The sequence below is a fragment of the Kytococcus aerolatus genome, assembly GCF_900187395.1.
Lineage (GTDB): Bacteria > Actinomycetota > Actinomycetes > Actinomycetales > Dermatophilaceae > Kytococcus > Kytococcus aerolatus.
In genome coordinates this window covers 677,277-698,705 of the sequence record NZ_FYEZ01000001.1, presented here as the reverse complement: position 1 = coordinate 698,705, position 21,429 = coordinate 677,277, and the positions used below count along the sequence as shown (strand labels likewise).

General features: G+C 70.7%; 19 protein-coding genes. 2 read left to right on the top strand and 17 right to left on the bottom strand.

Annotated elements, in window-relative coordinates; translation table 11 throughout:
- Nucleotides 1-100 precede the first annotated feature (100 nt).
- The 7 genes from CFT82_RS03155 to CFT82_RS03125 form a co-directional block, all read right to left on the bottom strand.
- The gene (locus CFT82_RS03155) at nt 101-1,042 is read right to left on the bottom strand and encodes a zinc-binding dehydrogenase (RefSeq protein ID WP_088817612.1); all 942 of its coding nucleotides are present in this window, start codon (nt 1,040-1,042) and stop codon (nt 101-103) included.
- A 163-nt stretch (nt 1,043-1,205) separates the two neighbouring features.
- Nucleotides 1,206-2,135: an ectoine hydroxylase gene (thpD, locus tag CFT82_RS03150; protein ID WP_200815036.1), complete on the bottom strand. Its 930-nt coding sequence runs from the start codon at nt 2,133-2,135 to the stop codon at nt 1,206-1,208.
- 125 nt (nt 2,136-2,260) lie between these two features.
- Complete coding sequence (locus CFT82_RS03145) at nt 2,261-2,677, bottom strand: ectoine synthase (protein WP_088817611.1); 417 nt, start codon at nt 2,675-2,677, stop codon at nt 2,261-2,263.
- 43 nt (nt 2,678-2,720) lie between these two features.
- Nucleotides 2,721-3,992 (bottom strand): diaminobutyrate--2-oxoglutarate transaminase, encoded by a 1,272-nt coding sequence (ectB, locus tag CFT82_RS03140; RefSeq protein WP_088817610.1) that lies wholly within the window; start codon nt 3,990-3,992, stop codon nt 2,721-2,723.
- A 37-nt stretch (nt 3,993-4,029) separates the two neighbouring features.
- Nucleotides 4,030-4,515, bottom strand: a complete 486-nt coding sequence (gene ectA, locus CFT82_RS03135; RefSeq protein ID WP_234994250.1) for a diaminobutyrate acetyltransferase — start codon at nt 4,513-4,515, stop codon at nt 4,030-4,032.
- Nucleotides 4,512-5,606, bottom strand: a complete 1,095-nt coding sequence (locus CFT82_RS03130; RefSeq protein WP_088817609.1) for an aspartate-semialdehyde dehydrogenase — start codon at nt 5,604-5,606, stop codon at nt 4,512-4,514. The genes ectA and CFT82_RS03130 overlap by 4 nt, the downstream gene beginning before the upstream one ends.
- A complete protein-coding gene (locus CFT82_RS03125; protein WP_088817608.1) occupies nt 5,603-6,898 on the bottom strand; it encodes an aspartate kinase in 1,296 nt (431 codons plus the stop codon). Before CFT82_RS03125 ends, CFT82_RS03130 begins: the two co-directional genes overlap by 4 nt.
- Before the next feature lie 217 nt (nt 6,899-7,115).
- Between CFT82_RS03125 and CFT82_RS03120 the strand changes: the two genes are divergently transcribed.
- The gene (locus CFT82_RS03120) at nt 7,116-8,024 is read left to right on the top strand and encodes a universal stress protein (RefSeq protein ID WP_159461836.1); all 909 of its coding nucleotides are present in this window, start codon (nt 7,116-7,118) and stop codon (nt 8,022-8,024) included.
- Nucleotides 8,025-8,084: 60 nt separating this feature from the next.
- Here the strand turns inward: CFT82_RS03120 and CFT82_RS03115 are convergent, their stop codons facing one another.
- From CFT82_RS03115 to CFT82_RS03085, 7 genes are all read right to left on the bottom strand, one after another.
- The gene (locus CFT82_RS03115; protein WP_088817606.1) at nt 8,085-8,813 is read right to left on the bottom strand and encodes a type 1 glutamine amidotransferase; all 729 of its coding nucleotides are present in this window, start codon (nt 8,811-8,813) and stop codon (nt 8,085-8,087) included.
- Nucleotides 8,814-8,833: 20 nt separating this feature from the next.
- A complete protein-coding gene (locus tag CFT82_RS03110) occupies nt 8,834-9,535 on the bottom strand; it encodes a VIT1/CCC1 transporter family protein (RefSeq protein WP_088817605.1) in 702 nt (233 codons plus the stop codon).
- Between the two features lie 121 nt (nt 9,536-9,656).
- Complete coding sequence (locus tag CFT82_RS03105; RefSeq protein WP_088817604.1) at nt 9,657-10,784, bottom strand: ABC transporter ATP-binding protein; 1,128 nt, start codon at nt 10,782-10,784, stop codon at nt 9,657-9,659.
- Nucleotides 10,781-11,857, bottom strand: coding sequence for an ABC transporter ATP-binding protein (locus CFT82_RS03100; RefSeq protein ID WP_088817603.1), 1,077 nt, complete (start codon nt 11,855-11,857; stop codon nt 10,781-10,783). The genes CFT82_RS03105 and CFT82_RS03100 overlap by 4 nt, the downstream gene beginning before the upstream one ends.
- Nucleotides 11,858-11,862: 5 nt before the next feature.
- Complete coding sequence (locus tag CFT82_RS03095; protein ID WP_234994316.1) at nt 11,863-12,792, bottom strand: ABC transporter permease; 930 nt, start codon at nt 12,790-12,792, stop codon at nt 11,863-11,865.
- Nucleotides 12,793-12,806: 14 nt separating this feature from the next.
- Complete coding sequence (locus CFT82_RS03090; protein WP_088817601.1) at nt 12,807-13,817, bottom strand: ABC transporter permease; 1,011 nt, start codon at nt 13,815-13,817, stop codon at nt 12,807-12,809.
- Between the two features lie 112 nt (nt 13,818-13,929).
- Nucleotides 13,930-15,618, bottom strand: coding sequence for an ABC transporter substrate-binding protein (locus CFT82_RS03085; RefSeq protein ID WP_088817600.1), 1,689 nt, complete (start codon nt 15,616-15,618; stop codon nt 13,930-13,932).
- A 233-nt stretch (nt 15,619-15,851) separates the two neighbouring features.
- Here CFT82_RS03085 and typA point away from each other — a divergent pair, with 233 nt between their 5' ends.
- Nucleotides 15,852-17,741, top strand: coding sequence for a translational GTPase TypA (gene typA, locus CFT82_RS03080; protein WP_088817599.1), 1,890 nt, complete (start codon nt 15,852-15,854; stop codon nt 17,739-17,741).
- Nucleotides 17,742-17,818: 77 nt separating this feature from the next.
- Here typA and CFT82_RS03075 read toward each other — a convergent pair whose 3' ends face one another.
- The 3 genes from CFT82_RS03075 to ppk2 form a co-directional block, all read right to left on the bottom strand.
- Nucleotides 17,819-19,063, bottom strand: a complete 1,245-nt coding sequence (locus CFT82_RS03075; RefSeq protein WP_088817598.1) for a dicarboxylate/amino acid:cation symporter — start codon at nt 19,061-19,063, stop codon at nt 17,819-17,821.
- Between the two features lie 83 nt (nt 19,064-19,146).
- The gene (locus CFT82_RS03070; protein WP_088817597.1) at nt 19,147-20,427 is read right to left on the bottom strand and encodes an amino acid permease; all 1,281 of its coding nucleotides are present in this window, start codon (nt 20,425-20,427) and stop codon (nt 19,147-19,149) included.
- Nucleotides 20,428-20,509: 82 nt separating this feature from the next.
- Entirely contained in the window at nt 20,510-21,400 is an 891-nt protein-coding gene (gene ppk2, locus CFT82_RS03065) for a polyphosphate kinase 2 (protein ID WP_088817596.1), read from the bottom strand.
- Nucleotides 21,401-21,429 lie beyond the last annotated feature (29 nt).

Sequence of the window (21,429 nt, the reverse complement as noted above, 5' to 3'; positions counted from 1 at the left end):
GACGTGGGCGCCCGCCGCACCGCACGACCGCCCCCACGGGGAGGAGGGGGCCCGCCACGGCGGGGCCCCCTCCTCGGGGTGGGCATGGTCGCTCAGGCGGTCAGTCGGCGACCTTGGCGACCAGGCGGCCGCGGGCGGTGCCGTCGACGAGCTGCTGGACGCCGTCGGCGATCTCCTCGAAGTCGATCTCGGTGATCAGCGGGCTGAGCTCTCCGGAAGCCATGTACTTCATGGACTCGGCGATGTCTTCCTTCGATCCACCGTTGGAGCCGTGGACGGTGACCCGGCCCAGGATCATCGCGTAGGTGTTGAGGGTGGCCTCGAGCTTGCCCATGCCGACGATGACCACGGTGCCCTCGTACTTCACGGTCTCCACCGCGTCGGCGGTGGTGGTGCCGAAGCCGGCGTAGTCGATGATGACGTCGAGCTCGTCGTCCTTGAACTCGGTGATGGACTGCGCGACCTTGACGGCACCGGCCTCCTTCGCGCGATCCCAGACGTCCTCGTTGATCTCGGCAACGTAGACCTCGGCGCCGCGGAGGTGGGCGACTCGAGCGCCGATCTGGCCGAGCCCACCGAAGCCGATGATGCCGACCTTCATGCCGGACTCGACGCCACCGGTGGTCAGGGCGCCGACGGAGGTCATGCCGGCGTCGGTGGCGGCGGCCGCCTGGGCGAAGGAGATGCCCTCGGGCAGGGGCACCAGCGCCTCGGTGGCGACCTCGGCGCGGTCCTCCCAGCCACCGTTCACGCCGTAGCCCATCGGGCCGACCATCGGGTAGACGGCGACCTTGTCGCCGACCTTCCAGTCGGTGACGCCCTCGCCGACCTCCGAGATCACGCCGGCGGTCTCATGGCCGGGGACGACCGGCAGGGTGGGCATGAGGTCGAGCCACTTCTCGTCCTCGAGGATGCCGACGTCGGAGTGGCAGAGGCCGGCGGCCTTCACATCGATGACGACGTGGCCGGGGCCGGCGGTGGGCTCGGGGATGTCGACCCGCTCGAAGGGCTTGTGGGTTCCGACGAAGTGCCATGCGCGCATGTGGGCCTCCTGGGCCTCGGGGGATGATGCGCCTCCATCTTATCGCGAATTGTGTTCTCTGCCACATTGTGTAATGCATTGCGAGGGGCCACCGGAAAAGGGCCCGCCGGGTGTGGCGGACCCTTTTCCGGGGCAGAAGAAAATCCTCGCTCCGATCCGGTGCTCAGTGGCTCTGCAGCACCTCCCGGTGCTCCCGGGCGCCCAGGAACTCCGGCCGCGGAGCCGGCGCGGCGTACGGTGCCCCGCACTCGTTGTCGGCCGCGCTGTAGACGATGAAGACGTTGGAGCGGGGTGCCGGGGTGATGTTCCCCGGGGAGGCGTGCATGCAGTTCGAGTCGAACCAGATCGCACCCCCGGCCCCACCGGTCAGGACGTCGATGCCGTACTCCTCGTAGAGGCGGGTCAGGCTGCCCTCGTCGGGAGTGCCCGCCCCCTGCATCACCAGCGAGGAGCGGTAGTTCTCCTCCGGGGTCTCACCCACGCAGGACACGAAGCGGCGGTGCGAGCCGGGCATGATCATCAGCGGCCCGTTGTACGCGTGGTTCTCGGTGAGCGCGATGGAGACGCTGATGGCCCGCGGGGTGGGCATGCCGTCCTCGGCGTGCCAGGTCTCGAAGTCCGAGTGCCAGGAGAACTCCTTGCCGGTGAAGCCGGGCTTGAAGTTCACCCGGCTCTGGTGGATGGCCACCGGCCCGCCCAGCACCTGCTCGGCCCGGGCGACCAGCCGGGGGTCGCGGGCCACGGAGCGGAACAGCTCGTTCGTGCGGTGCACCTCGAAGACCGATCGCAGCGCCCCGCTGCCGGCCTCGGTGATGGTGCGCTCGTCGGCCAGGACCTCCGGGTCACCGGCGAGCCGGTTGAGCTCCTGTCGCATCCGCTCCACCTCGGAGGCGGTGAACAGCTCGGGGACCTGGGTGTAACCCTTCTCCTCGATGCGCTGCAGGTGATCGCCGTCGAAGGGGCCGTCCTCGGCCGTACCGGCGACCACCGGATCGTTCCGGTCCACGAGGCCGGGCTGCTCGACGTACCGGGTCGGGTAGTGGTCGGCGCGCTCGGCGATGGTCTGGTGGGGGTTCTGGTGGGTGGTGGTCACGGGTCCTCCTTCACGCTGTGGGGTTGTGGTCTGTGTCCTCTCGGGAGTTCCCGAGAGCGGGGGCCCGGTCCGGTCGACCTGACCCCCGCTCCCGGGGTGTGTTCAGCGGCTGTGCCGCTGCCTGCTCAGCCCTTCGGGGTGTCCAGGCGGTTGCCCTCGGCGTCGAGCAGCGGGTACACGCCGTGCTCGTCGTGCACCTCGCGGCCGGTCACCGGCGGGTTGAACACGCAGGTGCAGTGGATGTCCTCGTCGGCGATCACGCTGTGCTTGTCCGCGTCGTTGAGCAGGTACATCGTCCCGGGGCGCAGCTCGTGCTCCTCGCCGGTGTCCCGGTTCACCAAGGTGCCGGAGCCCTGGTAGACGTACACGCACTCCACGTGGTTGGCGTACCACATGTCGGTGGTCGTGCCTGCCTTGAGCACGGTGACGTGGAAGCTGAAGCCGACGCCCTCGTCGGCCAGGAAGAAGCGGCGCGAGCGCCAGTTGCCGTGCTCGACGTCGTTCTCGGTGCCGTTCAGCTCGTCCAGGTGCATGACCTTCATGGGTTTCTCCTCCTGCAGTTCGTGGGTTTCTTCGGGGTGGGGCTCAGGCGCCGATGGCGACGATCGACTCGCGCAGGATGCGCAGCGCCTCGTCGATCTCCTCGTCGGTGACGGTCAGCGGCGGCAGCAGCTTGACGACCTCGCTCTCCGGACCGGAGGTCTCGACCATCAGGCCCCGCTCGAAGGCGGCCGCGGCAATCTTCTCGGCGGCCTCGGTGTCGGCGAAGACGATGCCGGTCATGAGGCCCCGGCCGCGGATCGCGGCCTCGCCGGAGGCGGCCTCCACGAGCTCGGCCAGCCCGGCGCGCAGGCGCTCGGCCCGGGCCTGCACCTCGGTGGCGAAGGCGTCGTCGGCCCAGTAGGTCTCGAGCGCCGCGGCAGCGGTCACGAAGGCGGGGGTGAAGCCGCGGAAGGTGCCGTTGTGCTCACCCGGCTGCCACTGGTCCAGCTCCGGGCGGATCAGGGTGACCGCCAGCGGCAGGCCCAGGCCGGAGAGCGACTTCGAGAGGCAGACCACGTCCGGGGTGATGCCGGCCGGCTCGAAGGAGAAGAAGGTGCCGGTGCGGCCGCAGCCGGCCTGCACGTCGTCGACGATCAGCTTCACGTCGTGCTTCGTGCACAGCTCGGCCAGCTGCTGCACCCACTCGGTGGAGGCGGCGTTCAGACCGCCCTCACCTTGCACGAGCTCCACGATGACGCCGGCCGGACGGTCCTCACCGGCCTCGGCCCACTGGGCGTCCAGCGCCTGCAGGTCGGCGGCCTGGCCGGAGTGGCCCTCGTAGGCGGCCCGGGTGACGTCCGTCAGCGGGACGCCGGCGCCGGCGCGCTTCATCTGGTTGGCGGTGGCGGAGAGGGCGCCCAGGGTCATGCCGTGGAAGCCGTTCGTGAAGGCCACCACCTCGGTGCGACCGGTGGCCTTGCGCACGGCCTTCAGCGCGGCCTCGACGGTGTTCGTCCCGGTCGGCCCGGGGAAGAGCACCTTGTGGTCCATCCCGCGCGGCTCGAGGACCTGCTCGGTGAGCGCGGTGAGGAAGCGACGCTTGGCCGGGGTGTGCATGTCCATCGAGTGGATCACCACGTCCTCGGCGAGGTGATCCATGAGCGCGGTCTTGAGGGTGGGGTTGTTGTGTCCGTAGTTCAGGGCGCCGGCGCCGGCGAAGAAGTCCAGGTAGCTCTCGCCGGTCTCGGTCTGCTGACGGGCGCCGGAGGCGGTGGTGAACACCTTCGGCCACTGGCGGCAGTAGGAGCGGACGGAGGACTCGCGCGCCTCGAAGATCGCGCTGTCGCCCGGCTGGTTCTCGGTGGTCTGGGTCATCTCAGGGCTCCTCACAGATCGTGTGGACGGGCCCGGCTCAGGCGCCGGGCAGCGGCTCGATGCGGTGCAACAGCTCGGCGCCGTGCACGTCGTCGGCCGGGAAGTGGTCAGGGGTGATGAACTCGGTGATCGTCTCGGTGGCTCCGCTCCGCGCGGCGAAGCCGGCGAAGAGGGCGTTGGAGGCGTCGTTGTCCGCGGTCACGGTGCTCTCCAGGGCGGTGGCCCCGGTGGCCCGCACGGTCTCCTCCAGCAGCCGGCCGGCCAGACCCTTCCCGCGCTGGGAGGAGTCCACGGCGATCTGCCAGACGAAGAGCGTGCTCGGGTCCGCTGGGCGGAGGTAGGACATGCAGAAGCCCACCACCTCGCCGTCCACCTCCACGACCGACGAGTGCTCGCCGAAGTCGCGCGCCATGATCAGGTAGGCGTACGAGGTGTTGAGGTCGAGCACCCGGCTGTCCCGGGCGATCCGCCACATGGCGGCCCCGTCTGCCAGGGTGGCCCGGCGGAAGGTCGGCTTGCTCACGCGCCCACCCCCTGCTCCAGCAGGACCTCGGCGACCTGCACGGCGTTCAGGGCAGCGCCCTTGCGCAGGTTGTCCCCGGCGACGAAGAGCGCCAAGCCCTTGCCCTCCGGGACGGACTGGTCGGCGCGGAGGCGGCCGACCAGCACCTCGTCGGCCCCGGCGGCGGCCAGCGGGGAGGGGATCTCGGTCAACCGGACCCCCGGGGCGTCGGCCAGCAGGCGCTCGGCCTCGGCGGCCGCCAGCGGGTTCTCGAAGCGCGCGTGGATCGCCAGCGCGTGCCCGGTGAAGACCGGGATGCGCACGCAGGTGCCGGCCACGGCGAGCTCCTCGATGCCGAGGATCTTGCGCGACTCGTGGCGCAGCTTCTGCTCCTCGCTGGTCTCCCCGGAGCCGTCGTCCACCAGCTCCCCGGCCATCGCCAAGGCGTTGAAGGCGATCGTCTCGGGGTAGGCCGAGGGGGGCGGGAGGGTCCCGTCCAGGGCGGAGCCGTCGTGGACGAGCTGCTCCATCGCCCCCTCACCGGCCGCCGTGGCGGCCCGCACCTGGCCGGCCAGCTCGTCGACGCCGGCCAGCCCGGAGCCGGAGACCGCCTGGTAGGTGGCCACCTGCAGGGCCACGAGGCCGGCGGCCTCGTGCAGCGGGCGGAGCACCGGCATCGCGGCCATGGTGGTGCAGTTCGGGTTGGCGATGATCCCCTTCGGGCGCGTCCGGGCGGCGTCGGGATTCACCTCGCTGACCACGAGCGGGACCTCCGGGTCGCGGCGGAAGGCCGAGGAGTTGTCGATCACGACGGCTCCGGACTCGGCGAAGCGGGACGCGTGCTCCCGGGAGGTGCTCCCGCCGGCGGAGAACAGGGCGATGTCGATGCCCTGCAGCTCCTCGGTGGAGGTGGCGGCGACGTCCTCGACGGTGACGGTGCGCTCGTGGCCCTCACCGTCGGTCCAGGTCATGGACCGACCGGCGGAGCGGGCCGAGGCGAAGAGGCGCAGCTCGCCGACCGGCACCTTCCGCTCGGTGAGGAGGCGCAGCATGACGGTGCCGACCTGTCCGGTGGCGCCGACGACGGCGATGGTCGGGCGGGCGGCGCTCATCGGCCGGTCCCGCCGTAGACCACGGCCTCGCCCTCGTCGCTGTCGAGCTCGAAGGCGGTGTGGATGGCCTGGACGGAGGCCTCCACCTGGGGTGCCTCGACCACGACGGAGATGCGGGACTCCGAGGTGGTGAACATGTGCACGGTGATGCCCTGGTCGGCCAGCGCCTTCAGGAGGCGGGCCGGCACCTCCGGGTTCGAGCGGACGCCGTGTCCGCTCACCGAGACCTTGCCGACGGTCTCCGTGACGGAGACGTCGGTGAATCCCAGCGCCTCCTGCTGGGTGAGCAGCACCTCGCGGGCGCGCTGCGCGTCGGCGGCCGGCAGGGCGAAGGAGAAGTCGATGAGCCCGTTCTCGCGGGCGGTGTGGGTCTGACCGAGCATGTCGATCACCGACACCTCGCCGGACAGCACCGCGAAGATCTGGGCGGCACGACCGGGGACGTCGGGCACGTTGACGATCGTCAACATCGCCTGGTCGTGGGTGTGGGCAACTCCCTCGATGAGGGGATCCTCCATCTGGGCCTCCTGGGGGGTGAGGTGGTCGGTGGGCACGTGGTCACGGCTGGTGGTGACCCAGGTGCCGGGCTTGTCGGAGAAGCTCGAGCGCACGTGGAGCGGGACCCCGTGGCGGCGGGCGAACTCGACCGCGCGCAGGTGCAGGATCTTCGCGCCGTGGGCGGAGAGCTCCAGGGCGTCGTCATAGCGCAGCCACGGAATGCGCCGGGCGGTGGGGACCACGCGGGGGTCGGCGGTGAACATCCCGTCGACATCGGAGTAGATCTCGCAGACGTCGGCCTCGAGGGCGGCGGCCAGGGCGACGGCGGTCGTGTCGGAGCCGCCGCGGCCCAGGGTGGTGGTCTCCTCGGCGTCGGTCCATCCCTGGAAGCCGGCGACGATGGGGATCTCCCCGGCGTCGAGCGTGGCCCGCAGCCGGGTGGGGTCGACCTGCGTGATGCGGGCCGCCCCGAAGGTGGCGGTGGTCCGCAGGCCGGCCTGCATCCCGGTCAGGGAGAGGGCGCCGACGCCCTCGCGCTGGAGCGCCATCGCCAGGAGCGACATCGAGATGCGCTCACCGGCGGTCAGGAGCATGTCGAGCTCCCGGGCGGAGGGGGTGTCGGTGACGGCTGCGGCGAGGTCGAGCAGCTCGTCGGTGGTGTCTCCCATGGCAGAGACCACGACGACGACGTCGTGACCCTGCCGGCGGGAGTTGGCAACGCGGGCGGCGGCTCGGTGGATGGCGGCGGCATCCGACACCGAGGAGCCGCCGAACTTCTGGACGATCAGCGACATGCGATCTCCGGGGGTCGTGGGCAGGAGCGGCTTCGACCATAACGAAGCGTCATGGAGATGTCACGTGGAGGGCTCGCCGCATTTGGTGTGATAACCGCGGGCGCGATGCATGTGCCGAGGGCAGCGGACGACCTCTGGGGGCGTCCGCGTCCGGTGCCCGTGGGGTCGCCGTGCCGGCACCAGTAGGCTGGAGTCACCAACAGCGCAAGGAGGCGTCATGGGCCAGACCCCCATTCCCGAGAACAGCGTCGTCGTGGGTGTGGACGGCACGGAGCGAGACCGGGAGGTGGTCCGCTGGGCCGCCGGAGCCGCCCTGCGCCGCGGGGTGGGCCTCCATGCCATCTTCGCCCAGGAGGCCATGGCCACCGCCTACGCCCCGCTCGGTCTCGGCCTGGATGCCCCGCTCGTCACCCAGGCCGGTGAGGAGGTCGACGAGGGTGCCCCGGTGCGCGAGTCGGTGGAGGAGATCCTCGCTGAGCTCCCCGAGGCCCCGCCGCTCACCTTCTCCGCCCCCTGGGGCACCGGCAGCCAGACGCTGCTCGAGGCCGACGGCGTGGCGCAGATGATCGTCGTGGGCACCGCCCGCAAGCACGGCCTCACCCGCTTCCTGCTGGGCTCCACCTCGCTCACGGTGGCGATGCACGCGAGCTGCCCCGTCGTCGTCGTGGGGCCCGACGGCGTCCCCGAGTCGCAGGGCCGTCTCGTGGTCGGTGTCGACGGCAGCCGGGACAGCTCCAAGGCGCTGCACTTCGCGATGGACGCGGCCTCCCGCTGGGGGCACAAGGTCGTCGCCCTGGCCACCTGGAACATGGCGGTCGTCGACGGCTACGTCGTCACCGAGCCGGAGTCCGAGGAGTGGAAGCGCACCGTGGCCGACATGGAGGCGCGGGTCGCCGAGGTCGTCGAGGAGGTGCGCTCCGGGGACGAGCGGATCCGGGAGGTCGAGGTCGAGATCGACGTCCAGCACGGTCGCCCGCTGACTGCCCTGGTGGCAGCCTCGCAGACCGCCGACCTGGTGATCGTCGGCTCCCGCGGTCGCGGAGGTGTCCGGGGGGCCCTGCTCGGCTCGGTGAGTCAGGGCGTGCTGGCCGAGGCGCACTGCCCGGTGGCGGTCATCACCCACTGACCGCCGGCACCATGCAGGAGGCCCGCCCCGGGAACGGGGCGGGCCTCCTGCACCCGGGGCTCAGGCCCCCAGCCGCTCGGCGAACCAGTCGGCCAGCGGCCTCCACGTGGTACGCAGCGCGGCGTCCTGCTCCCGCACCCGGGCCGCGGCGGCGACCACGTCGATGCCGTCCTCCCGCACCTGCTCGCTGCTGGGCTTGTTGACCGTCCAGGAGTCGAAGATCTCCGGGGTGACCTCCGGGTGGCCCTGGATGCCCAGCCCGTGCTCGCCGTGCAGGGCGGCCTGGACGCTGCCGTCGGGGGAGGTGGCCACCACCTGCAGGGTGGCCGGGGGCTCGGTCACCACGTCGTTGTTCCACATCACCAGCTCACCGCCGGCCGCCGGGGCCAGGCCCGGGTGCTGCTGCCCGGCCTCGGTGAGTGTCACCGGGGTGACACCGGTGGCGTGACCGGCAGGGTTCGGGGCGACCCGGCCACCGTGGGCGACGGCCATGAGCTGGTGCCCCAGGCAGATGCCCAGCTGCGGCAGACCGCGCTCCTCGGCGCGGCGGATCAACGCCTTGGTGGGGGTGAGCCAGGGGTGCGTCGCGTCGTCGTGGGCGCCCATCTCCCCGCCGAGCACGAGGAGGCCGGCGGCGGCGTCCAGGCGCTCCTCGATGTCGGCGGGCCACTCCTCCCAGGCGCGGACCAGGTCGAGCTCCACGCCGCGGGCGGCCAGGTGCTCGCCGAGCCAGCCGGGCGGGCCCTCGGTCTCGTGCTGGATGACCAGGAGGGCGGGGCGCTTCGTCATGGGAGAACCCTATAGCCTGCTCAGATGAGCGAGCCCACGCCGTAGGTGAGGCTCATGGCCAGAGCGCCTCCCGCACAGTTGCGCAGCACCGCGGGGCCCACCGGGGAGCCCGACAGGCGCGCGCTCGAGGCACCGGTGACGGCCAGGGCCAGCAGGACGGACACGGCGGTCACCGGCACCCGGATCTCCGCCGGGGTGAGCACGATCGCCAGGAGGGGGAGAAGCGCGCCCAGGGCGAAGGCCACCAGGGAGGCGAGGGCGGCGGACCACGGGTTCGTCTCCTCGCCGGGGGTGAAGCCGAACTCCATCTCCGCATGGGCCGCCAGCGCGTCGTGCTCGGTGAGCTCCCGGGCCACCTGGTCGGCCAGCTCGGGGGAGACGCCACGCTCGCGGTACATCTTCGTGAGCTCGGCCAGCTCGAACTCCGGCATCTCCTCCAGGTGCCGCTCCTCGTCACGGAGCAGCTGGCGCTCGGCGTCCCGCTGCGTGGAGACGGACACGTACTCGCCGGCCGCCATGCTCAGGGCGCCGGAGACCAGACCGGCCAGGCCGGTCATGAGCAGCACCCGGCTGTCGGTGGTGGCGCCGGCCACGCCGACGACGAGGCCGGCGGTGGAGACGATGCCGTCGTTGGCGCCGAGCACGCCGGCGCGCAGCCAGTTCAGCCGGTCGCCGGTGGCGGCGTGGACCTCTCCGTTGGGGTGGACGATCGGTGCAGTCATGCCCGGATGGTGGCAGGGAAGACCGGGGGTGGCAGCCAAGCCAAGGGATACCTGCCCCGGGTACGCCGCAGGGGGTGGTGGGCACGGGCCCACCACCCCCTGCTCCGCGGAGCGCCCCGGCTCAGGGGGTGGGCGTGACCGCCGGTACCTCGTCGGGGCTCCGCGGGGTGATCTCCCCCCGGAAGACCGCCTCGACGTGGTGGCAGGCGACGGTGTGCTCGGCCGAGACGCCGGGGAGGTCCACGGTCCGGGGCTCGGGGCGCTCGGTGCTGCACCGGTCCTTCTGCACGAAGGGGCAGCGGGTCCGGAAGCGGCAGCCGCTCGGCGGGTTCGCCGGGGAGGGCAGGTCACCGGCCAGGAGCAGCTGCTCCCGCTCGTCCTCGGCCACCGGGTCCGGCACTGGGACGGCGGACATGAGCGCCCGGGTGTAGGGGTGCAGCGGAGCGTCGTAGAGCTCCTCGGCCGGGGCCTCCTCGACCAGACCGCCGAGGTACATCACCCCCACCGTGTCGGAGATGTGGCGGACCACGGCCAGGTCGTGGGCGATCACCAGGTAGGTCAGGTCGTGGTCCCGCTGCACCTTCCGGAGCAGGTTGATGACCTGGGCCTGCACGGAGACGTCCAGGGCGGAGACCGGCTCGTCGGCCACCACGAGCTCGGGGTCCAGCGAGAGCGCGCGGGCGATGCCGATGCGCTGGCGCTGGCCGCCGGAGAACTCGTGCGGGTACTTGGTGAGCGCCTGCGGGGGGAGCCCCACCTCGTGGAGCAGGTCCTTGAGGCGCTGGCGGGCCGCCTCGCGGTCCTTCGTGAGGCCGTGGGCGGACATGCCCTCCATGAGCAGGGACTCGACGGTCTGCCGAGGGTCCAGCGAGCCCATCGGGTCCTGGAAGACCATCTGCATGTGGCGGCGCTGCTTCCGGAGCGCCTCACCCTGGTACTCGGTGAGGTCCTTGCCGTCGAAGCGCACGGCCCCGTCGGTGACCTCCTCCAGGCGCAGCAGGGCCCGGCCGAAGGTCGACTTGCCGCAGCCGGACTCGCCGACCAGGCCGTAGGTCTCCCCGCGGCGGATGCGCAGGCTCATGCCGTCGACAGCCTTCACGTGGCCCACCGTGCGGTCGAAGACGACCCCCCGCTTGATGGGGAAGTGAACCTTCAGGTCGTCGACCTCCACCAGGTAGTCGTCACCCTCCCGGCGGGGACGGGGGCCCTGCTCGGGCCGCAGGGTGCTCTCGGGCAGCTTCGTGCTCATCGCGACTCCTCGACGGGATTGTGGCAGCGCAGCGTCCGGTCGTCGGCGACGCGCGGGTCGTCGACGAGCTCGGGGGAGGCGGCGGTGCACCGCTCGATCGGCTGGGAACAGCGCGGGGCGAAGGCACAGGCGTCCGCCCAGGGCAGGTTGTCCTGCACCGAGCCCGGCACCGGTGTCAGCTCGGCGCCCCGGTCTCCGTCGAGGCTGGGGATCGAGCCGAGCAGGCCGTTCGTGTACGGGTGGCGCGGGTGGGCGAAGAGCGGGTGGCGCTCGCCGCGCTCCACGATCCGCCCGCCGTAGAGGACGTTCACCTCGTCGCACAGCCCGGCCACCACGCCCATGTCGTGGGTGATCATGATGAGCGCGGTGTCGGACTCCTGCACGAGCTCCTTGAGCAGCTGCAGGATCTGTGCCTGGATCGTCACGTCCAGGGCGGTGGTCGGCTCGTCGGCGATGAGCAGGCGCGGCTCGCAGGCCAGGGCCATCGCGATGAGCGCCCGCTGGCGCATGCCGCCGGAGAGCTGGTGCGGGTACTCCTTGAGGCGCCGGTCCGGGTCGGGGATGCCGACGCGGTGGAGCATCTCGCGGGCGTAGCCCGTGGCCGCGGCCCGCTTCATGCCCTTGTGGCGCTGCACCACCTCGGCGACCTGCAGGCCGATCGGCACCACCGGGTTCAGCGAGCTCAGCGGGTCCTGGAAAATCATGCCCAGGTCCCGGCCGCGACGGTCCCGCAGCTCCCGGTCCGAGAGGCCGAGCAGGTCGGTGCCCTCGAACAGGGCGCGGCCACCGACCCGTACCCCACGCCGGGGCAGCAGGCCCATGATGGCCAGCGAGGTGACGGACTTGCCGCACCCGGACTCACCGACGAGGCCGACCGTCTGGCCGGGCTCGACGGAGAAGGAGACGCCGTCGACGGCCCTGAACGGCTCGGCCCCGCGGCGCTGGAAGGTGATGGAGAGGTCCTCCACCTGCAGGAGCGGCTCGCGCCGGGTGCGGGCGGTGTGCGCGGGCGTCGCCGTGCGGGCGGGCTCGATCGGGTCGGTGGGCTCAGCGGACGTCAGGGGGGTGCTCATGGACGTCACCTCCGGCTCTTCGGGTCGAGGGCCTCGCGCAGCGCCTCGCCCATCAGCGTGAAGCCGAGGGCGACGACGATGATGCACAGGGCCGGGTAGATGGCCAGGTGGGGGTAGGAGTCGATGTGCTTCTGGGCCTCGCCGAGCATCTGGCCCCACTCCGGGCGGCGGGTGTCCGCGCTGCCGATTCCGAGGAAGCTCAGCGCGGCGGCGTCGATGATCGAGGTGGCGATGACCAGCGTGGACTGGACGATCACCGGGCCCATCGCGTTGGGCAGCATGTGCCGGAAGACGATCGGTCCGAACTTCACCCCCGCGGCACGGGCGGCCACGATGTGGTCGCTGTCGCGCTGGGCGAGCATCGAGCCGCGCAGGAGGCGGGCGAAGATCGGCACCTGGACGATCGCGATCGCCATGATGACCGTCCGGAGCGTCGGCTCGGAGAAGAGGGCCGCGATGGAGAAAGCCATGAGCAGCGACGGGATGGAGAGCATCACGTCCACGATGCGCATGACCACCGCGTCCACCCAGCCACCGAAGGCGCCGGCGAGGGTGCCCAGGAGGACACCGCCGACGAGGCCGCCGAGGGTGGCGAGCACGCCGACCATGAGGGTCTGCTGCGAGCCCACCAGGAGGCGGGAGAGCAGGTCGCGCCCGCTCTGGGCGTCACCACCGAGCGGGTGCCCGGGCTGCGGCTCGGGGACCGGGGTGCTGGGGGTGACCTGGTCCAGGAGCATGCCGCTGGTCGGGTCGTGCGGGGCGATCCACGGGGAGATGATCGCGAGGACCACGAAGGCCACCACGATCGCCAGGCCGACGAGGAAGGCGACGTCGGTGCGCAGCCGCTTCCAGGCGCCGGCCCAGAGGGACTCGCCGCGGGTGTCGTCGAGACCGCCGGCCTCCCGGACCGGGGGCACCGGGGGAGTGGTCGTCATCTGGGTCATGTCGTTCACCTCGTCCGGACGCGCGGGTCGACGACCGCGTAGAGGATGTCAACCACCAGGTTGACCAGGACGTAGATGCTGGCCGCCGCCATGATGAGCAGCTGCAGCATCGCGTAGTCACGCTGCGTGAAGGCCTCCGCCAGGGCGTTGCCGACCCCGGCGATGGAGAAGACCTTCTCGGTGAGCACGGCGCCGGCGAGCAGCGCACCGACCTGTAGGCCGATCACGGTGATCACCGGGATGAGCGCGTTGCGCAGGACGTGCCGGCCGCGGATCGTGCGTGCGGCCAGGCCCTTCGACTGGGCGGTGCGCACGTAGTCCTCGTCGAGGACGTCCAGCACCGAGGCGCGGGTGATGCGGAAGATCACCGCGAACGGGATGGAGGCCAGGGCCAGGGCCGGCAGGACGAGGTGCTTCAGCGCGTCCCACGCGGCGTCCCACTCCTGGGTCATGATCCCGTCGAGCACGAAGAAGTTCGTGATGTGGGTGGCGTCGATCGAGGCGTCCTGGCGCCCCGAGACCGGGAGCCACCCCAGCTCGAGGGCGAAGATCCAGCGCAGCACGTAGGCCAGGAAGAAGACCGGCACGGCCACGCCCACCAGGGAGCTCATGACCGAGAGGTTGTCGAACCACCCACCGCGGCGCCGGGCCGCCAGGTAGCCCAGCGGGACGCCGGCCACGACGGCCAGCGTGATCGCCAGCGCGGACAGCTCGATGGTCGCGGGCAGGCGCTCGACGAAGATCTGGGTGACGGGGGTGCCCGGCTGGATGCCGGTGCTCACCCCGAAGTCGCCGCTCGCGGCGCGCTGGACGAACGCGACGTACTGCATGGGCAGCGGCTGGTCGAGACCCAGCTGCTCCTCCAGGGCCTTGCGGGTGGCCGGCGTGGCGCGGTCGCCCAGCAGGGCGGAGACGGGGCCACCCGGCAGGGAGCGCAGCCAGAAGAAGAGCAGCAGGCTCAGGGCCAGCAGCACGAGCACCATCTGGAGCAGACGGCGCACGATGAAGCGGATCACGGGGTCACTCCTCGGGGTTCGGAGGGGCACGGCGGCAGGGCAGGGGGTGCTGCGCGCAGTGCAAGGGGGCCGGGGCCGTGCCTGGTGCACTGCCCCGGCCCCCGGCGTCGGGTCACTCCTTGATGGAGACCGTGGCGAAGGTCTCGGCCGTCAGCGGCGAGGCCACGAGGCCCTCGACGTTGTCGGCCACCACGATCGCGGGCGGCGAGTGGGTGAGCGGGACGGCCGGCAGGTAGTCCTCGACGAGCTCCTTGTTGAGCTTCTGGTAGGCCTTCTCGCGCTCCTTCTCGTCGACGGTGCCGTCGGCCGCCTGAAGGTCCTGGGCCAGCTCCTCGCCCCACTCGTACTCACCGGTGGCGAACCGGTTGTCGGTGGTGCCGAAGAAGGTGCCGATGAAGTTGTCGGCCGAGTCGTAGTCGCCGGTCCAGCCGAGGAGGTAGGCCTGGGCCTTGCCGGTGTCGACGCCGTCGAGGTAGCCACCGTTCCAGGGCTTCGAGCTGGCCTTGACCGTGATGCCGACGGCCTCGAGGTCGGTGCGGATCGCCTCGAAGATCTTCTCCGGGTTGGGCATGTACGGGCGGGAGACCTCGGCCGGCCACCACACCTCGAGCTCCAGGTTCTCCGCCCCGGCCTCCTTGAGCAGCTGCTTGGCCTGCTCGGGGTCGTGGGGGATCGGGTCGATGCCCTTGTCGTAGCCGCTCACCGCCTCCGGCATGAACTGGCTGGCGACGCTGGAGCCCTCGGGCATCTGGGTCTTGACCAGCTGCTCCTTGTTGATCGCCATCGCGATGGCCTTGCGGACCTCGAGCTTCTTGAGGTCCGGGTTCTCGGTGGCGTTCAGACCCAGGTAGAGGACGTTGAAGGGGTCGCGGATCAAGACCTGGTTGCCGTCGGCCTTGAGGGCCTCCCAGTCGATCGGGTTCGGCAGGTCGTAGCCCTGGATGGAGCCTGCCTTGAGCTCCTGCTTGCGGGTCGACTCGTCGGGGATCACCTTGAAGATCAGCTCGTCGAGCTTGGCCTTCTCGCCGTGGTAGTCCTCGTTGCGCTTCAGGGTGATCGACTTGTTGGCCTTGTCGTAGCCCTCGAAGGTGAACGGACCGGTACCGGTCGGGTGCTTCGTGGCGTACTCGGGGTAGGCGAAGCCCTCGCCCTGGGCCTTCACGTCGTTCGCCTTGTACTCGTCCATCGCGGTCGGGGACTGCATGGACATGGCGTCGAGGGTCAGCATCGCCGGGAACTTCGAGGTGGCGCGGGTGATCTTCAGGACCACCTCGTGCTCGCCCTTGGTCTCGCAGCCCTCGTAGAGGGACTCGGCCTTGCCGTCGGCGAAGCCGCCCATGGTGTCCTGCCAGTAGGCGGAGACCGAGGGGCTCTGTCCGGCACCCTCCTGGGTGGACATGCGCTCGAAGTTCTTGCACACGGCCTCGGCGTTGAAGGGGGTGCCGTCGTGGAACTCAACGCCCTCCTTGAGGGTGAAGGTCCACTCGGTGCCCTCCTCGTCGGACTCCCACTCGGTGGCCAGCCCGGGGCCGACCTCGGCGGTGCCCGGCTTCACCTCGAGAAGGCCCTCGAAGACCTGGCGGGTGACGCGGAAGGTCTCGCCGTCGGTGGCGTAGAAGGGGTCGAAGAGCTTCGGATCGCCAGCGGCGCCGAAGGTCATGGTGCCCCCGGAGGCCTGCTCACCCCCACCGCCGGAGCCGGAGCCGCCGCCCTCCTCGCGCTGCGACTCCGCGCAGGCGGTCAGGGTCATGGCGGCGACGCAGAAGCTGGCGGCGAGGGCCGCCCTGCGGGACGTGGTCATGGATTCTCCTCACGGTGGCGCGGCGGGGAACCGTCACGCGGCTGGGGTCTGGTGACCGGGTGTAGTCGACAGTAGGGAGGGGGCGGGGGGTTGTCAGCACCTGTGGTGCGCCGGAGAGGAGGTTGTCACCCAATCGTGATCTGTGTCCCATCTGGGCGAATCCCTCCGCTGATCGGCCGTCCGGGACCCGCCGCGGTCGGTGGGATCGGCTCGGGTGCGGGATACTGGCGGACATGACGCTCACCCACCGCGCTGACCGGCGCAATGTCGCCATCGTCGCCCACGTCGACCACGGCAAGACCACACTCGTCGACTCGATGCTCCACCAGTCGGGGGTGTTCGGCGACCACGAGAAGGTCGACGAGCGCTCCATGGACTCCGGTGATCTCGAGCGCGAGAAGGGGATCACCATCCTCGCGAAGAACACCGCGGTGCACTACCGCGGCCCGGCGGCCCAGGAGATCGAGGGCGTCGGTCCGGACGGCGTCGTCATCAACATCATCGACACCCCCGGACACGCCGACTTCGGTGGCGAGGTCGAGCGCGGCCTCTCCATGGTGGACGGCGTGGTGCTGCTCGTGGACGCCTCCGAGGGGCCGCTGCCGCAGACCCGCTTCGTGCTCCGCAAGGCCCTCGAGGCGCAGATGCCGGTCATCCTCGTCATCAACAAGGTGGACCGCCCCGACGCCCGCTGCGCCGCGGTCATCGACGAGGTCTACGAGCTCTTCATGGACCTCGGCGCCGAGGAGGAGCAGATCGACTTCCCGATCGTGTACGCCTCCGGCAAGGCCGGCCGGGCCTCCCTCGAGGCCCCCGGTGACGGTGCCCTGCCGGACAGCCCCGACCTGGAGCCGCTCTTCCGGACCATCCTGCAGACCGTGCCGGCCCCGGTGTACGACGACGAGGCCCCGCTGCAGGCGCACGTCACCAATCTCGACTCGTCGAGCTTCCTCGGCCGTCTCGCCTTGCTGCGCATCAAGAACGGGGAGCTCCGCAAGGGGCAGACCGTGGCGTGGATGAAGCGCGACGGCAGCGTCTCGAATGTGCGCCTCTCCGAGCTCCTGGTCACCGAGGGCCTGGAGCGCAAGCCGTCCGAGTCCGCCGGCCCGGGCGACATCGTGGCCGTCGCCGGCATCGCCGAGGTGATGATCGGCGAGACCCTCGCCGACCCGGAGAACCCGGTCGCTCTGCCGCTCATCCACGTCGACGAACCGGCCATCTCGATGACCATCGGCACCAACACCTCCCCGCTGGCCGGCAAGGTCAAGGGCAGCAAGGTGACCGCGCGCCTGGTCAAGGAGCGCCTGGAGTCCGAGCTGGTCGGCAACGTCTCGCTGAAGGTCCTGCCCACCGAGCGCCCGGACGCCTGGGAGGTCCAGGGGCGTGGCGAGCTGGCGCTGGCCATCCTCGTGGAGCAGATGCGCCGGGAGGGCTTCGAGCTGACCGTCGGCAAGCCGCAGGTGGTCACCCGAGAGATCGACGGCAAGGTTCACGAGCCGGTCGAGGCCCTGACGATCGACGCCCCCGAGGAGTACCTCGGTGCCATCACCCAGCTCATGGCCAGCCGCAAGGGGCGGATGGAGGAGATGAGCAACCACGGCACCGGGTGGGTGCGCATGGAGTTCCGCGTGCCGAGCCGTGGCCTCATCGGCTTCCGGACCGAGTTCCTCACCGAGACCCGGGGCACCGGCATCGCCAACCACATCTTCGACGGCTACGAGCCGTGGTTCGGCGAGATCCGCACCCGGGTGGCCGGTTCACTGGTGGCCGACCGGGCGGGCTCCGCCACCTCCTACGCCATGTTCAACATCCAGGAGCGCGGGACCCTGTTCATCGCCCCGGGCACCGAGGTGTACGAGGGCATGATCGTCGGTGAGAACTCCCGCGCCGACGACATGGACGTGAACATCACCAAGGAGAAGAAGCTCACGAACGTGCGCTCCGCCGGCGCCGACGTGCTCGAGCGCCTCGCCCCGCCGCGCGCCATGAGTCTCGAGCAGTCGATGGAGTTCTGTCGCGAGGACGAGTGCGTGGAGATCACCTCGGACGCCGTCCGCATCCGCAAGGTGGTCCTCGACGCCACGACGCGCGGCCGTGATGCCCGCCGGGCCAAGAACGCCTGATCCCGCGGCGCACCAGCGCCGCACGCACGACGGAGCCCGGCCCCCGCGGGGGCCGGGCTCCGTCGTGCGTGCGGCGGTCAGGCCGGGGCGATCTCGGCCCCTGCGGCCGGCTGCTCGTCGGCGTCCGTGCGGCGGAAGCCGCGCATGCGCGCCAGGCGGTCGACGATCTGGGCGATGGCGCCGTCACCGGTGACATTGGTGGCGGTGCCGAACGAGTCGATCGCGATGTAGGTGGCGATCATGAGGCCCACCTGCGACTCGTTGAAGCCGAGATTGCTCTCCAGCAGCGCCACGGCGGCCATCACCGCACCACCGGGCACGCCGGGGGCGGCGATCATCATGATGCCCAGCAGGAGGATGAAGCCGATCATCGTGCCGGTGGCCACGTCCTGGCCGCTCAGCAGCATCACGGCGACGGAGAAACAGGTCAGCTTCACCATCGAGCCCGCCAGGTGGATCGTGGCGCAGAGCGGGATGACGAAGGAGGCCACCGGCTCGGAGACCCCGTTCTTCAGGGTCTGCCGCAGGGTCACCGGGATGGTGGCCGCCGAGGAGGAAGTGCCCAGGGCGGTGGCGTAGGCCGGGAGCATGTTCTTCAGCAGCACCAGCGGGTTGCGGCTCGACAGGGCACCGGCCACCCCGAACTGGGCGAGCAGCAGGACGGCGGTCAGCACGAACACCATGAGGACCACCCCGGCGAAGGTGGAGATGACCCGCCACACCTCGCCGCCGGCGGTCATGTTCAGGAAGACACCGAGGATGTACACCGGCAGCAGGGGGATGATGATGCCGCTGATGACCTTGTTGACGATCTCGCGGAACTCCTCGAAGCCGCGCTGCAGGGTGTCACCCTTCACCAGGGTCATGCCGACACCCAGGGTGAAGGCCAGGAGCAGGGCGGTCATGACGCCGAAGGCCGGGTCCATCTCGATCTCGAACCAGGGGGAGAGCAGCGCGTCCTCCGGGTTGGCGACCTCGGGGGCCCCGCGCCCCTCCAGCAGGCCGGGCAGCACGGCCATGCTCACGCCGAACCCGAGGAGTCCGGCGAGCACCGTGGAGGTGTACGCGATGCCCGCGGTGAGGGCCAGCCACTTGCCGGCACCGCGCCCCAGCTCGCCGATGGCGGGGGCGATGAGACCCAGGATGATCAGCGGGATGACGAAGCCGAGGAAGTTGCTGAAGAGGCCGTTGAAGGTCGCCATGGTGCGGGTCAGCCAGTCGGGGGCGACGAGACCGACCAGGATCCCCAGGACGATGGCCAGCAGGACGCGGGGGAGCAGGCCGAGACGGGGGCGGCGTGCGGGAGGGGGCGGGGGTTCCATGGCGAAAGGCTAGGTCACCGGAGAGCCGTGATCAGACCGTCGAGCCCACGTGGGGATCACGATCCGGCATCGATCCGGGGCGGTCAGCGGATGAGGCCGAAGAGCACCCCGCCCACGGCCAGCAGGCCGATCACCAGCAGGAAGACGTTCTGCCAGGAGCGCCGGTAGCGGGCCAGGCCCGGCACCGTGTACACCGCGGCCAGGGGGAGCAGGAAGATCATCGCGGCCATGACGGGACCGGAGAGCTGCTCGATGAGGTCGAGGATGTCCGGGTCCAGGACCGCGGCCCCCCAGGTGAGCAGGAACAGGGCGACCGCCGCACCCCCTCGCAGAGTCCGCTCGCTGATGCGGTGCTTCCGGTCCACGGTGGCCCGTGTCAGGCCGACCAGCCCCTCCGAGGCGCCCAGGTAGTGCCCGAAGTAGGAGGAGACGATCGCGGCGATCGTCACCAGCGGGCCGAGGACGCCGAAGAACCAGTCGCCCTTCTCGTTCGCGAGATAGGAGAGCACCGGCAGGTTCTGGTGCCGCGCCTCGGCGACGCCCTCGGGGCCGAGGGCGAGCACGCACGACCACACGAAGCCCATCGTGAAGAGCACGAGCAGGGCCGCGGAGGTGAAGAGCACCCGGGAGGCCCGCTCGGCGGCCCGGGGGCCGTGCGCCTTCTCCATGGCCAGGGAGAAGGTCGAGACCGCCGCGGAGTGGTTGAACGCGAAGACGAGGACCGGGATGGTCAGCCACACGTTCATGAAGAGGGAGCCCCACCCGGGCCAGGGGCCGGTGCCGGGGAAGTGCCAGTCGGGCACCAGCAGCACCGTGGCGATCGCGAGCATGGCGATGAGCGGGTAGACCACGGCCTGGGCGATCCACAGCATGACCTTCTGGCTGGCGACGACCACCGACATGAGCAGGCCCACGAGGGCCAGGGAGAGCAGCCAGCGGGGGACCGAGTCCCAGCCGAACTGGTGCTCCATCACGCTGCTCACCGCGTTGGTGACGGCCACCCCGTAGATCGGGAGGATCGGGACGAAGCACAGGGCGTAGAGCGCCGTGACGACGAGTCCCCACCCCTCGCCGAAGTACCTCCGGGAGAGGTGCGTGATGTCCTCGTCACCCTCCCCGGCGGTGACGACGCGCGAGAGGGCCCGGTGGCCGAGGAAGGTCATGGGGAAGACCAGCAGGGTGCCCACCAGGAGGGGCCAAAAACCTCCGGCCCCGGCGCTCAGCGGCAGGAAGAGGATGCCGGCGCCCACCGCGGTGCCGAACAGGGTCATCGTCCAGGCGAGATCGCTGCCGGCGGGCTGGCCGGACTCGTCGTGGCGGAGCAGGGTGGCACCGCTCGGTCTCGTGCGATGACGCACGGGCATGGGGGAGGCCTCCGGTGGGTGGGGGTCAGAGCACCCCGCACCTTAACCGTCGGACCTCCGTGGGGGGCGGAGGGGACCGGGGTCAGTCGCCGATGGCGTCCTTGGCCCGCTTGACGATGTTCGGGTCGGCCTGACCGACGATGCCCTCGTCCTTTCCCTCGTAGTCGAACTGGCTGAGGAAGTAGCGCAGGGCGTTGATGCGTCCACGCTTCTTGTCGTTCGACTTCACCGTGATCCAGGGGGCCCAGTCGGTGTCGGTGCGGGCGAACATGGCCTCCTTGGCGGCCGTGTAGTCCTCCCACTTGTCGAGCGAGGCGAGATCCATCGGGGAGAGCTTCCAGCGGCGGACCGGGTCGATCTGCCGGATGGCGAAGCGGGTGCGCTGCTCCATCTGCGTCACGGAGAACCAGAACTTCGTGAGCGTGATGCCCGAGTCGGTGAGCATCTTCTCGAGCTGGGGCGCCTGCTCCATGAACTGCTCGTACTGGGCCTTGGTGGAGAAGCCCATCACCCGCTCGACCCCGGCGCGGTTGTACCAGGAGCGGTCGAAGAAGACGATCTCACCGGCGGTCGGGAGGTGCCGAATGTAGCGCTGGAAGTACCACTGCCCCTGCTCCCGGTCGCTCGGCTTGTTCAGGGCCACCACCCGGGCGAAGCGCGGGTTGAGGTGCTCCATGAAGCGCTTGATGGTGCCGCCCTTGCCCGCGGCGTCGCGACCCTCGAAGACCAGGACGTGGCGGGAGCCGGTCTTGAGGGCGTGGTTCTGGAACTTGATGAGCTCGACCTGGAGCAGGTACTTCTCGACGTCGTACTCCTCGCGGGTCATCCGCTCGGAGTACGGGTAGTTCTCCATCCACGTCGTGACGGCGTTGCCACCCGGGTCGATGAGATCCGGGTCGGACCCCTGGTCGTCCCGGACCGTGTAGCCCTCGGCGGACAGGCGGTCGATGTACTCGCGCAACTCCATCTGCATGGTGGCGAAGATAACTGCCCCAGGTGTCC

What these genes read in the sequence shown, in the direction of transcription:
- CFT82_RS03085 (WP_088817600.1), bottom strand. Translation starts at nt 15,618, where the DNA reads ATGACCACGTCCCGCAGGGCGGCCCTCGCCGCCAGCTTCTGCGTCGCC.
- CFT82_RS03125 (WP_088817608.1), bottom strand. Translation starts at nt 6,898, where the DNA reads ATGTCGCTGATCGTCCAGAAGTTCGGCGGCTCCTCGGTGTCGGATGCC.
- CFT82_RS03110 (WP_088817605.1), bottom strand. Translation starts at nt 9,535, where the DNA reads ATGACTGCACCGATCGTCCACCCCAACGGAGAGGTCCACGCCGCCACC.
- CFT82_RS03130 (WP_088817609.1), bottom strand. Translation starts at nt 5,606, where the DNA reads ATGAGCGCCGCCCGCCCGACCATCGCCGTCGTCGGCGCCACCGGACAG.
- CFT82_RS03095 (WP_234994316.1), bottom strand. Translation starts at nt 12,792, where the DNA reads ATGACGACCACTCCCCCGGTGCCCCCGGTCCGGGAGGCCGGCGGTCTC.
- CFT82_RS03100 (WP_088817603.1), bottom strand. Translation starts at nt 11,857, where the DNA reads ATGAGCACCCCCCTGACGTCCGCTGAGCCCACCGACCCGATCGAGCCC.
- ectB (WP_088817610.1), bottom strand. Translation starts at nt 3,992, where the DNA reads ATGACCCAGACCACCGAGAACCAGCCGGGCGACAGCGCGATCTTCGAG.
- ppk2 (WP_088817596.1), bottom strand. Translation starts at nt 21,400, where the DNA reads ATGCAGATGGAGTTGCGCGAGTACATCGACCGCCTGTCCGCCGAGGGC.
- CFT82_RS03070 (WP_088817597.1), bottom strand. Translation starts at nt 20,427, where the DNA reads ATGCCCGTGCGTCATCGCACGAGACCGAGCGGTGCCACCCTGCTCCGC.
- CFT82_RS03115 (WP_088817606.1), bottom strand. Translation starts at nt 8,813, where the DNA reads ATGACGAAGCGCCCCGCCCTCCTGGTCATCCAGCACGAGACCGAGGGC.
- CFT82_RS03155 (WP_088817612.1), bottom strand. Translation starts at nt 1,042, where the DNA reads ATGCGCGCATGGCACTTCGTCGGAACCCACAAGCCCTTCGAGCGGGTC.
- CFT82_RS03120 (WP_159461836.1), top strand. Translation starts at nt 7,116, where the DNA reads ATGGGCCAGACCCCCATTCCCGAGAACAGCGTCGTCGTGGGTGTGGAC.
- CFT82_RS03105 (WP_088817604.1), bottom strand. Translation starts at nt 10,784, where the DNA reads ATGAGCACGAAGCTGCCCGAGAGCACCCTGCGGCCCGAGCAGGGCCCC.
- CFT82_RS03145 (WP_088817611.1), bottom strand. Translation starts at nt 2,677, where the DNA reads ATGAAGGTCATGCACCTGGACGAGCTGAACGGCACCGAGAACGACGTC.
- typA (WP_088817599.1), top strand. Translation starts at nt 15,852, where the DNA reads ATGACGCTCACCCACCGCGCTGACCGGCGCAATGTCGCCATCGTCGCC.
- CFT82_RS03075 (WP_088817598.1), bottom strand. Translation starts at nt 19,063, where the DNA reads ATGGAACCCCCGCCCCCTCCCGCACGCCGCCCCCGTCTCGGCCTGCTC.